Below are 11,778 nucleotides of genomic sequence, written 5' to 3'. Positions count from 1 at the left end.
GATAATCCTATGGCTTGTAGCCCAGTCATCGAATTCAATGCAAGGTCAGAACCGAATGCCCGCAAAAAGAAAATGACCCCAAAGGCCATGACCCAGAAAGCATTTAGGGGGTTCCGGTAACCCTGTCAAACCTAGTCGCTAAACCAATTCGCTAAACCAAGTCGCTAAACTAAGTCACCCGGGATTCGCTCGCCTCGGTCATGCACCTGCGGCATCGGATGGTTGATTTCACCAGGCCGCAAGTGAGTTTTCTCGGTCAATAATCGCATGCTTTGGGCATGATAGAGTTGTGGAATCGTGGTGTCGCCGCGTCGCAGCCGGTACAAGATGCAGCCTTTGCGGCGAACGTAATACATCCCATACACCTCGGCCACGAACAATTCTCGCTCCATGCCAACGCCGACCGTTTCGACCGAATCTCCGATGTCGATACCGTCGGATTTGACCGCCAACCACAAACAAGGGCGAAGCCGAAAGCGGACCTTGCCGTATTGATAGTGGTAATAAGTGCCGTCGAACTTGTGACGGCGAAACACACGCTCGCTGGGAATGCGGCGGGTCACAATGGCCACGTCATTGGGGTGAATGAAATCTTGCCCATTTTCAGGCCAACGCGGGAAACAGCCGTAAACAGGTGCACTAGGCTCGAGCATGATCAATCCGAATTTGGAGGCATTGGGATCCAAACCGATTGTAAGACGAGGGCCATCGTCGTCCAACTGCTTTTGCTAGCGGAGCCGCCGTTACGACAAGGGCGATGGCGGGGAAAGCGGGCCGATGGTCCGCATCCACTTTTTGACTCGCTGTTTGAATGGCAGGTGGCGAGCTAATTGATGGGTTTGATGCTGCAGCCGATGCCACGCGTGATAGGGGGTCGATGGTGAGGTGACCCCATACAAAACACGACTTTGGGTGTCGGTTTGTTTGCGTTTGTACGTGGGTTCGCCGTATCCCATGTCGATCGTGCGGATGCCGTAGTTGGTTGCGCTATGCACGATGCTCTTGAACAACGCGGTGCCTGGCGAGTAGATCGCAAAGCGAGGGTCGTACACAGGAAACCAATAATGCAGCAGGTCGCCTTCGCGAACGCCGTAATGGGCTGCCACCAAGTGATCGCCCGCTCGCAGGACCGACAACATCCCATACGCTCCGCAGCGTGGTTTGTCGAACAAATGACGCAGCATGACGTGGGACCAGGGCGAGGCAAACACATCAAGTGGCTTGGTGCGGAGGTATTGTTCTCGTTTCAGCTGGATCGTGCGGTCAAGCAGATCGGCGTCGCGACAATCAAGTTCGAGCGAGATTTCCCCCAGCTCGCGTGCCATTTTTCGCGTTTTCTGATGCTGTTTTTTTAGCGTCGTGTGGACCTGTTCCAAACGGCGAAGCGCCGCCGGCGAATCATCGCCCAACTGCAACGAGAACGCCGCAATCGTTTCAAAGCAATCTTGCTCGGCCAACCCGTCGGCAGGACCGACAAGCGAATGGAAATGGAACGCCTTTAGATTCAATTCTTTTAACAACCACCGCCAATCGATTGCCACAGTATTAGATGCGATAATGTTGTGCGCGTCGTTGAAGCAGCGACCGACCGGCCAGGCAACGCCGCGAATTCGGTGAAACGCCCACAATCCGACCAATTGATCGCCGCGGCGGATGCGGGCGATTTCCACATCGCCACCCCGTGCTGTATCCGTGGCTGCCGCGAACGAAGGCGAGAAAAATGGGCTAGCAAATTCAGCACGTGAGCCGCGCAAACGCTCCCAATCTTGCAGATCCGCCTCGTCCAAATGGGAAAAGGGGACGCAATCAACTAGCAGGTCTGTGGAGGGGGAGACGGTGGGAGCTGAACGCATCAACAGGGTGTTTGCAACGTTTTCGATCGAGGGAGATTCATGGACTTGATGATCATCGGTGGCCAAAGCGGACCTAGGGAACGTAGCAGGGGTTGCGGCAGAGGATTCAGTAGACGTCGACACAACAATCGTTCGCTATACGGCGGCGCACCGCGACGCTCCCATCGAGACAGTGGCGACACAAGAGAAGGCGTTTTCAGGACAACGCGGTCGCTCGAGAGATCTAGTCTAGTTGCGGACCCAGCAGCGTCAATCAATCACTGCCCCCCAATGCCGTCGATTTTGATGCCAAACGGGTGGTTCTCGTAGCGGAGCGGCGCGAGCCGCCCAGTCAAAATCGAACTTTTACTCGCTGCAACCGAGCGGGCCTCGCGCCGCACCGCTACCCAAAATTAGATGGCGTTGACTGCAAGGCACCGGGTACTGCGTGGGACCAAGTCGCTGACGCGTTCTGATGTTGCGAGTTTAAACGTTCTTCGGGCCAAAGGCCCAGCAATTTGCCTAGCCGCCCTCATTGAGTCCCTGCAAACGGCCGGACCGTTGGCCCTACAATTCATTGGTTTTCTTGGTCCCAGCCCGTTGGGCTGGGCTAGGTAAACGTCCGGGGCTTTGCCCCTCAATACAAAAACGCAACCTCAAAACTGACGCGTTGCGGCTCGGTAAATCAACTAGCCGTTGGTGAGTTTCGGTATCCCGAAATTCAAGACGGGATCCGGTCTTACGCGGCGTCGTTGAACAATTGGCCGCCGCCGCGTTCTCGTTCTTCCCCTGAACCGGATCGGCGATAGGTGCGTGGCGTGTCCAGTCCAGCCAACAACCGCAGGATCTCCTGTGAATGGCTGGCCAAATGGTACTGGCATACAAACAGCGACACTGCGGCTTGATGAGTGGTGGCGATGATGTGAGCGACCGATTGGCTGCGATCTGCCAGATCGATCTCGCCCGACTGACGCAGTTTTTCGATTAGCGTGGTGCCCGATGCGGGAGCTTGAGCGTCCGACAACAACTGCTCACGCTGCTCGACCATGGTTTCGAGACGTCCGACCGCTTCGAGTAATTCCAAGCCGGATTCGGCGACTTCGCTGGCGGCAGACGCTTTGGTTTGAATCCGCGAATTGGCTACCAATTGCTGGACGTTGGTGGCCACGACTTCCAATTCGTCGACGTAGTCCGCGACACGGTTTGCCCACGTTTTGTTTGTTTGCATGATACTACGCGCTACGGCTCATTTGAAATAATTGGTACATCGGATCGGCAATCGAGCTTGCCGAGGCTTCGGTCAAATCCTCGACAATCAATTGATCCATCTGCTGTTGGAACACTTCCTCGGTCCGGCCGCCGTGCATGTAGGCAGGCTTGCCCACGGTTTTCCGCATTGAATCGAGCATGCTGCCAAACAGCGTTTGACCGACAAACTCGGTGAACGCTTCTTGGGTCTCGTTGACAGGAGCCTCGGGCTGTTTGGATATCGCGTGTTGATCAAACGACGAAGCGGATGACGCCAAGGGGGATGTCGATGGGATGTTCATAAGATCACGCGTGTTCCGATTGGGAGCGTTTAGTATCGAGTCGACTTGGTTGGTTATTGAAAGACGACTTCGCCGTACAAGTCACCTTTGGCTTTGAGCGTCTTGATGATGGCGATCAAGTCGGATGTCGGGACATCGAGCGCATTGAGGGCATCGGCCAAATTTTTCAGCTTTGCCGTATCACGCTCATCCATCTTGTCGTCGACGCCGACCAATCCGCCCACACCACCGGCTTCGATTCGCAGATTGCGGTGCGTGACCAGTACCGGGGCGACTTCGACGTCCTTGCCGATCACCACGATCCCTTCGCGTTCATTGATCACAACGCGTGAAGAATGGCTGGCGATTTGGATCGGCAGATTCAGTAGCAGTGAGATAAATTTGATCGGGTTCTCTTGATACAGCTCGGGGATTTGAACTTGGACATGCAGTTGGTCGATCGCTTGAGCGCGAGGACGATTATTGCGTGATCCCGATCCGCTGCCCGATCGACTCGAATCGCCCAGCGTCAGTGCCGACAAACTGTTGACCTCGTCTTCGATTCGCTGTGTGTTGTCAAAACTGGCAAAATCACGTTCCAAGATCAGCGTGATCATGCCGTCTTTTTGAAACGACGCGGGCACGGTGGCTTCCATTTTGGCGCCACCTTGGACCGTACCGGTGGTGGCGGGGCCGTCGATGCTAACCTTCACGCGGCCTTGCGCGACCGCATACACCGTCGGGTTGTCGGCGCGTGGACCCAGCATCGGCGTCAGCATCAAATAGCCGCCTTCGAGACTTTTGGCGTTGATGGCGTTGACGGTGACATCGATTTGGTCGCCGGTGTGCGAGCCGACGGCGGGGATGCGTGCGGTAACAAAAACCATCGCAACATTCTTTGCCTCGGCAACATCCTTCAAATCGAGTTGTCCAAGCGAATCAACGGCCATTGACCCGCCCATCAATTGCATCATCCGCGATAACGCTCGCGCCGTCGGAGCCGCATCGTTATCGCCGGTCCCTCGCAGTCCGACGACCAACCCCAACCCTTGCAGCGTGTTGATTTCTTGGCCTTTCAATCGGCACATATCGCCAAGCCGAAGCGTCGCGGCATCCGCCGGCGATGTGACCACGCAGAGGACGATCGTGATGATGATAGAAGCGATAGATTTCATCGGAGGCCTGTTGCGTTTGGATTCATGACGATGGACAGCCAGTGCAGTCTGTTTAAAACGGTTGGACGCGATCAAACCAACGACTAAACCAACCTCGTTTGTACCCGTCCCGCAAATGTCCCTGATCTTCTTTGCGTATTTCAAGATCAATCAGGTCACGGCTCAGGATCACGTTGTCCGGTGCGATGTCTTGCGCCCGGCAGATTCCCGACAGCGATGTTTCCCAGAGGTTGTCGTTGATGCGAATCGTCTTGCGAGCCTCGACGACCAAATTTCCATTGGGGCGAATATCGACGACCGTCGCGGCGATGTTGAACGTCATCGCTTCGCGTGATTTCAGTGACGCTTGGCTGCGAAATTGAGATTCCGATTCGCCTGCCACTGCCGGATCGCCGTTGGCTTGCGGGTCGGGTCGTAGCCGAAAATCGGTCAAGCGGATCCAATCGGACAGCACCGCTTCGTACAACGTTTTTTTGCGGTTTTCGGCGGCACCGGTCGCAGTCACACTGGCGATTTCGTCGACTCGAATCGTGACGATGTCATTTTTTTGAAACGTTCGCAAACGAGGCGCAGGCTGATACGTCCAACTGACGTTGCTCAGCAGTGCCGGCGCCCCGGGGGCTGCCGCATAGGGTGCTTGCGATGCGCCGGGATGCGATGCGCCGGGATAGTAGCCCGGATTTTGATGAGGCATCGGCAGCGGTTGCAACGATGCATTCGGGCCGGCCGCGGCCGCCGGCGGCCCCGGTTGTCGCAACAGCGAACTTTCCTGGGCGTCCGCATTTGCGCACAGCAGTCCAACAGCCAGCAGCGAAATCGAACAAGCGAAAACGTCACGCCAGCGAATCGTCAAGGATCGAAAGGGCATCGTGTGGATCATTGGATTTTCAATAAGGCTATTGAGCTTGGGGAGCACGGGTGACAATTTCAACGACGCTGCTGTTGACGACGCGTGCGACCAACCGTTTACGTGGTTCGAGCGTTTCAATTTCAACCAGCTCGGATTCGGCACCGTCACCGAGTGCTTTCGCATTGGTGGTCACACTGATCGCGCCATTGACCACCCGCACTTCGACCAGGTCACCGCGACGAATAAGCATCGGTTTGCCTACCTGGCTTCGCAGGATCGGTTCGTGGCTGCGTAGATTGCTGCGAGTTTCCATGCCCACCAATTCGATCGGATCGGTACAGTAGGATTCGTCCCATTGGTCAATCGGGATCGGTCGTTCGGTTAAATCAGCGCGTCCAATTCGATTGCCCGAACGAATGCTTTTGATTGGCACGATGGCGACCGGATTCTTTTCGAGGGTCACGATCAATTCTGTTTCGATGCTGCCTTCGAGTCCGTTGGAAACGACTCGCAGTAAGCCTGGGCCCGGCTTGACGGTATTCACAAACTCGGCGGATTGAACGCCTCGTGCTAGTTCGAGTTGTTGCATCGCGGGTTGGTGACGATCGATTTGCATGTCGTACCGCTCCAACAGCGACGCGTCACTTCGCGAGATGGCAAGCGTGATCCACTGGATCAAACGCTCAGCAAATTGTGGATCCAAATTGGCACGCTGCGGGATCGGATCGGTCGTCTGTTTCATCGCGGTGTGTCCAGCGACTTGCTGATTCAGCCTAGCTGGTCCATGATCTGCCGGTCCGTGATAGTTGGCGTGCTGGATCGAAGAACCCGCGACCAATGAAGACGGGGCAACCGATGAAGACGGGGGCGCGGGTTTGGCCGCGACTACGTACGTCACCTCGGTCGTGTCGGGACCGATCCAATAGAGTCGCTTCGGTGTCGCCTCGGCATTCAAAATCACTTCGGTCAACCGCTGGCGATCCACTCGCATCGCTTTGCCGTTGACGGGAACCAGCCCCACGGCGGATCGACTCATGCGTGGCCACCCCGGAATGTTCGGGTCCAGCGGCACCACAACGTCTCCTAGACGTACGATCGGTGAATTCACAACCGATTCGCTCTTCATACGAAACGTCCAATTCGTCGTCGCGTCGATCGTGGTGTTGGGCGATGGGGCAGGACGAGATTTGCGAACCGGGACAAACGCCCCGGTTTGCGCACACGCATCCGATACGCCTGCGATCAACGCAAACGTTAGCACTGTGTTTCGGATGAATGTCGCGAATTTCATATTCACCATGAAGCTAGCGGAAACTAGAACCGACGAAGGTTCGAGATGTTTTGCATGATCTGGTCACCAGCCTGGATCGCTTGACTGTTGAGTTCAAAGGCGCGTTGGGTGGTGATCAAGTCGATCAGTTCTTGGACCGGTTCGACGTTCGAGGCTTCGAGGTTGCCTTGGACGAGGCTTCCGAGTCCTTCTTCGCCTGGATTGCCGGCTTGTTCCGGTCCCGACGCATCGGTTTCCATGTACATGTTTTCGCCGACCTTTAGCAATCCATCCGGGTTGATGAATTGTGCCAGTTGAATTTGACCGACGGTGGCCAATTCGACTTGTCCTGGTTGTTGGACCATCACTTCGCCGTTGCCATTGATCACCATCGCGGTGGCATCGTTAGGAATGTTCACCGGCGGATCGAGCAGTCGCCCGGTTTGGGCCGAACCGACAACCAGCTGGCCGTTGGCGTTGATGTCGAGGTTGCCCGCCCGAGTGAACATGGTGTCTTGGGTTGACGGGTCCACGACACGCAAGAATCCGCTGCCTCGAATGGCAACGTCCAAATCACGTCCGGTCTGTTGCAGCGTGCCTTGACGTTGGTCAGTTTGCGTGCTGGTGATTCGCACCCCAAGCCCGACTTGCGTGCCCACGGCGGTCGGGTTCCCGGTGGTATCTTTTACGCCCGGGTACACCTCGGTGCGATAGAGCAGGTCTTCGAAATTGGCACGGTCTTTTTTGAACCCGGTGGTATTGATGTTCGCCAAATTGTTCGCGATGACGTCCAACTTGGTTTCCATTGCCCCCATGCCGGTGGCTGCGGTGTACAGCGATTGAACGCTCATCGGGAACTCCGTTTCAAGAATTGATTTGGGATTGGCGCACCCGTTCCGGGGAGCGCAAGGGGGCCAAAGGTAAAGGTTGAGTGTTTAAGTGTTGGTATTGGTTTCAGGTTTACGGTTGCAGCACGCGACTGATCAGCGATCCCATCACGTTGTCTTGGTTTTTGATCATCTGCACATTCGCTTCGTACATCCGACCGGTTTCAATCAGTTCCATCATCGCCATCGTCGGTTTGACCGAAGATTGTTCGAGCTGTCCCGCCACGACCTGACGCTCGGTGGGCGGCACAAGGTCGATGTCAGCGAGCGGTTTAAACAGGTTGCCTCCGACGTGGGACAAATCGCCTTGGCTGCGTGGTTTGGCCAGCATGATTTCATAGCGATTTTGGCCTTGTTGAATGCGTCCTTGCGGCCCCACTTGGTAGGGCTGCGTCGGGTCGAGTTGAATGTTTTTGCCGTCGCTGCCGATGACTTGGTCCCCTGCCGGATTGATCATCCGACCTTGATTGTCGAACAGGAAATCACCCGCTCGAGTCATCAAGCGTTCGTCGCCCCGCTGGACCACAAAAAAGGATTCAGAGTCATTGATGGCAAAGTCGGTGGTCCGCCCGGTTTCTTTCATCGGGCCTTGATCGAATTGAGTTTTTGAACGCTGGATGGTCACGCCGCCGCCAATATCGTCGGCACCACCGAGTCCGGGCGAAACTTCGCCCTCTTCGATCATTTCCGCGAAACGCGCCTGCAAAATCGTTTGCTGCGGTTTGTAACCAGGCGTTTGCACGTTCGCCAAGTTATTGCTGAGCACCTCTAGCCGATGGCTTTGCGCATTCGCGCCAGCCGCGGACAGATAGACACCGTAGGGCATACGTCACCAAACCTTCCTTGCATTGAAGAACATCCCCTTTGCGATAACACTTGGCGAATCCACGATGCAAGCCCAACCCACCGGCGAGACGAAAAACTTGAGCGAATCCGGCCAAGAAAGGCAAATAATTTTGCCCTGCCGACTCCGTAGGGCAGGATCGATCCATGGGGGCTCGTCGATTTTTGACAACGTGCGTAGACTTAAATGCATCGGTTGCTAATCCATTTCCATCCTCGCCACGTCACTTCTAGAGCCTCATGTCGCCGAGCGAACACGATATTTACGAAGAACACGTCCTCGATCACTACGAAGATCCGTACCATCGCGGGCCGCTTGAACACGCAACCCACTCCGACGAGGGGAATAATCCGTTGTGTGGCGACGTGATCCATATCGACTTGAAATTGACCGACGACGGCAAAGTCCAAGAGGCTTGGTTTGACGGCGATGGATGTGTGATCAGCCAAGCGTCCGCGTCGATGCTGGTCGAGCAGATGGAAGGCAAAACGCTCGAAGAGCTCAAAAATTTTTCTGCCGATGAGATGCTGGCATTGTTTGGGCCCAAGCTGACTCCGAATCGCCAAAAATGTTGTCTGCTCTCTTGGCGAGTTTTGCAGAGTGCAGTGCATTCACCCATCAATGGAGATGCCGATACCGACGACAACGACGGGCCGCACTTTGGTGGCCCAAGCTTAGGCGAAGAATCCTGATGAATATGCCCATTGAAACGCAGTCCCCGACCGCATTGGATGTTGTGAAATATCGCGGCGATTTTCCGATCCTTGATCGCATCGTTGCTGACGAAAAACCGCTGGCGTTTCTCGACAATGCTGCCAGCAGCCAACGTCCGCAGGCGGTGATCGATGCGATGTCGGATTGCTATCAGCGGTATTACGCCAACGTCCATCGTGGCATCCATACGCTCAGCGAAGAGTCGACCGATCGCTACGAGCAGGCGCGTCGCGGAGTGGCCCAATTTATTGGTGCCGCTGAATCGCACGAGGTGATCTTTACCGCTGGCACGACGGCGGCGATCAACACGGTCGCTCGTTCGTGGGGAGATGCGAATGTCAAATCGGGCGATACGATCCTGTTAACGATCGCCGAGCATCATGCCAATATCGTTCCGTGGCACCAATTGGCAGCGCGAACGGGATGCAAAATCGAATTCCTGCCGCTGGATGAAAATTTCACGATCACCGACGAAGTTGTCGCAGAGTATCTGCAGCGGCTGCGACCGAAAATGTTTGCGTTCACCGCAGCAAGCAACACGCTCGGAGTGGAGTTTCCAGTCCAGCGGTGGACGGCAATGGCTCATGAGATCGATTGCCGTGTGTTGGTGGACGCTGCCCAAGCGGCGCCGCATCAAGTGCTCGACGTCCAAGCATTGGACGTCGATTTTCTCGCGTTCAGCGGTCACAAGACATGCGGGCCTACTGGGATCGGCGTGTTGTATGGCAAGTCAGCATTGCTGGATGCGATGCCGCCGTTTTTAAGTGGCGGTGGGATGATCAACGAAGTCACGACCACCGGGTTCACCAGTGCGGCATTGCCGGACAAGTTCGAAGCGGGAACACCGCCGATCGTCGAAGCGATCGGATTGCACGCCGCCACCGAGTACTTAACGTCGGTCGGGCTCGATGAAATTCACGCGTATGAAAAAGAGTTGGGCAGCTACGCGGATCGCGGACTTCGCGAGATCGACGGTGTGCGAATCATCGGGCCAGAGCCTGATTTGAAGGCCGGGATTGTTAGTTTCGTCGTCAAAGGCGTTCACGCGCACGACATGTCTCAGACGCTTGATGCGTACGGGATTGCGGTTCGCGCAGGACATCATTGCACGATGCCGCTGCACAAATCGCTCGGTTTGTCCGCCTCGACTCGCGCTAGTTTCTACTTCTACAACACGTATGAAGAAGCAGATCGTTTGATCGCTGCGGTATCGGAGATTCGCAAACGTTTCGCCCCGAGCGGCCGCAAACGCCGCCCGCGAAACCTCTAGCCGCTTCACCTCCCCCAAAAGCTTTGCTTTAGGGGAGGTTCGGTGGGGCCTTCAGGCGACATCCGGGCGGGGCTTGTCTCATGCTCGATCGAATGTCGCCAAGACTGACACCGTGTTGTTTACTGCGTTAAACTGGTGCCAATCAAAGCTAGTCGAACCGAGCATTCTCATCTGGATTCTTCCTATGCACGCGAAGCGGATTCTTTTCTTCATTCTCTGTTGGGCTTGTAGCATTGGGGCCTACGTGCAAAGCGAGACGAAGGAAACTGCGTCTCAAGAATCCAAGTCGACCGAGGCTGTCACGTGTTCCGTGCAAGGAAAGGTGGTAATGCCGGATCAGGTGTCCGCAGGGATCAATACGGACGGTCTCTCTCTTGATCAGGTCGTGGTCACGTTGGAAGGCAGCTACAGGCACCCGCGTATGCCGTTCCCCCAAGAGTGGAGCACGATGAAGCCTGAGGAGCGTTCCCAATGGCGTCAAGACTTCATGAAAACAGAGGACTACAAGGACTATCTCCGCGCGGTCGAAGAAGCGCGTGGAAAGCGAGCAACCTACACGACGCAACTTGCCGAAGATGGTTCCTTTGTTTTCGAAAACATCAAACCCGCTTGGTACCAGCTTACCGCGTCGATCATGCACCCCGCTGCCGGTGCGGAGCGTTCACAGACTCTCGCGCGTGCTTATGCCATGCGGCAGTTTATCATCAAAAACGTCGATAAACCGTTTCCGGCCAATTTGACGCTGAAAATCAAGAACGTGCTGATGCCGGGAGACCCGGCTGCCGACTGGACAGCGACCGCGTATGACGACAGCGAGTTCCAATTGTCGGACTTCCGTGGCAAATTCGTACTAATGGATTTCTGGGCGACTTGGTGCGGACCTTGCCGAGCCGAGTTCCCTAATTTGGAATCGGTCTACGAGGACTTCGGTGGCGAGCGTCTCGAGATGATTGGTCTAAGCGTGGATCAATCGTTCGACCTTCCCCAAGCATTGCTCGACGAAACTCCCGCGGCCTACCGCCAGGGCTGGGTGGGTGACCCAGAGCGGCACGAAAAAATCTTTGAAGCCTATGGCATTCAATCGATCCCATCGATCTGGTTGATCGGTCCCGACGGCAAGATCGTTGCCCGTGATCTCCGCGGTGAAGCGTTGCGTGATGCGGTAAAGACCGCACTCGCAGCGGATGCCGACCCAAATCGATAGCGGCGTTAAGCCAACGCGGTGAAGCATTTTCAGATGGCGGAACGCGTCAAACGGCTTGTTGATTTAGTCGTACGATGGACTTCCTAGTCCGTCGAATGCGCCACTGACGGACTAGAAAGTCCATCATACACCCCTTGCCGCAGGAAACTTCATTAAATCAACAAGCCGTCAACGGCTTGTTGATTTATTGAGCCGCGACGCGT

At 55.7% G+C, this 11,778-nt stretch carries 12 protein-coding genes; 3 read left to right on the top strand and 9 right to left on the bottom strand.

The genetic code is table 11. From position 1 onward, the window contains the following. Positions 1 to 164 precede the first annotated feature (164 nt). The 9 genes from ABEA92_RS22280 to ABEA92_RS22240 form a co-directional block, all read right to left on the bottom strand. The gene (locus ABEA92_RS22280; protein ID WP_345686330.1) at positions 165 to 653 is read right to left on the bottom strand and encodes a hypothetical protein; all 489 of its coding nucleotides are present in this window, start codon (positions 651 to 653) and stop codon (positions 165 to 167) included. Positions 654 to 743: 90 nt separating this feature from the next. Beyond that, complete coding sequence (locus ABEA92_RS22275) at positions 744 to 1,976, bottom strand: GNAT family N-acetyltransferase (protein ID WP_345686328.1); 1,233 nt, start codon at positions 1,974 to 1,976, stop codon at positions 744 to 746. Between the two features lie 595 nt (positions 1,977 to 2,571). Next, on the bottom strand, positions 2,572 to 3,060 hold the full coding sequence (locus ABEA92_RS22270) for a hypothetical protein (RefSeq protein ID WP_345686326.1): 489 nt from the start codon (positions 3,058 to 3,060) through the stop codon (positions 2,572 to 2,574). A gap of 4 nt (positions 3,061 to 3,064) precedes the next feature. After that, positions 3,065 to 3,382: a rod-binding protein gene (locus ABEA92_RS22265; RefSeq protein ID WP_345686324.1), complete on the bottom strand. Its 318-nt coding sequence runs from the start codon at positions 3,380 to 3,382 to the stop codon at positions 3,065 to 3,067. A 53-nt stretch (positions 3,383 to 3,435) separates the two neighbouring features. Continuing rightward, positions 3,436 to 4,536 carry a flagellar basal body P-ring protein FlgI gene (locus ABEA92_RS22260; protein WP_345686322.1) on the bottom strand — a complete coding sequence of 367 codons (1,101 nt, stop codon included), beginning with the start codon at positions 4,534 to 4,536 and terminating at the stop codon, positions 3,436 to 3,438. Positions 4,537 to 4,588: 52 nt separating this feature from the next. Further along, complete coding sequence (locus tag ABEA92_RS22255; protein WP_345686320.1) at positions 4,589 to 5,404, bottom strand: flagellar basal body L-ring protein FlgH; 816 nt, start codon at positions 5,402 to 5,404, stop codon at positions 4,589 to 4,591. Between the two features lie 28 nt (positions 5,405 to 5,432). Next, a complete protein-coding gene (gene flgA / locus ABEA92_RS22250; protein WP_345686318.1) occupies positions 5,433 to 6,677 on the bottom strand; it encodes a flagellar basal body P-ring formation chaperone FlgA in 1,245 nt (414 codons plus the stop codon). 23 nt (positions 6,678 to 6,700) lie between these two features. Further along, positions 6,701 to 7,507 (bottom strand): flagellar basal-body rod protein FlgG, encoded by an 807-nt coding sequence (flgG, locus tag ABEA92_RS22245; RefSeq protein WP_345686316.1) that lies wholly within the window; start codon positions 7,505 to 7,507, stop codon positions 6,701 to 6,703. A gap of 109 nt (positions 7,508 to 7,616) precedes the next feature. Continuing rightward, positions 7,617 to 8,369: a flagellar hook-basal body protein gene (locus tag ABEA92_RS22240; RefSeq protein ID WP_345686314.1), complete on the bottom strand. Its 753-nt coding sequence runs from the start codon at positions 8,367 to 8,369 to the stop codon at positions 7,617 to 7,619. A gap of 257 nt (positions 8,370 to 8,626) precedes the next feature. Here ABEA92_RS22240 and sufU point away from each other — a divergent pair, with 257 nt between their 5' ends. From sufU to ABEA92_RS22225, 3 genes are all read left to right on the top strand, one after another. Then, complete coding sequence (gene sufU / locus ABEA92_RS22235) at positions 8,627 to 9,079, top strand: Fe-S cluster assembly sulfur transfer protein SufU (protein ID WP_345686312.1); 453 nt, start codon at positions 8,627 to 8,629, stop codon at positions 9,077 to 9,079. Next, complete coding sequence (locus ABEA92_RS22230; RefSeq protein WP_345686310.1) at positions 9,079 to 10,371, top strand: aminotransferase class V-fold PLP-dependent enzyme; 1,293 nt, start codon at positions 9,079 to 9,081, stop codon at positions 10,369 to 10,371. The genes sufU and ABEA92_RS22230 overlap by 1 nt, the downstream gene beginning before the upstream one ends. Positions 10,372 to 10,699: 328 nt before the next feature. Continuing rightward, positions 10,700 to 11,575 carry a TlpA family protein disulfide reductase gene (locus tag ABEA92_RS22225; protein ID WP_345686307.1) on the top strand — a complete coding sequence of 292 codons (876 nt, stop codon included), beginning with the start codon at positions 10,700 to 10,702 and terminating at the stop codon, positions 11,573 to 11,575. The last annotated feature ends 203 nt before the right edge of the window (positions 11,576 to 11,778 follow it).

Origin of the sequence: Novipirellula caenicola (genome assembly GCF_039545035.1) — a bacterium.
GTDB lineage: Bacteria > Planctomycetota > Planctomycetia > Pirellulales > Pirellulaceae > Novipirellula > Novipirellula caenicola.
The sequence above is the reverse complement of the archived record's forward strand: the minus strand, read 5'-3'. Positions and strand labels throughout refer to the sequence as shown.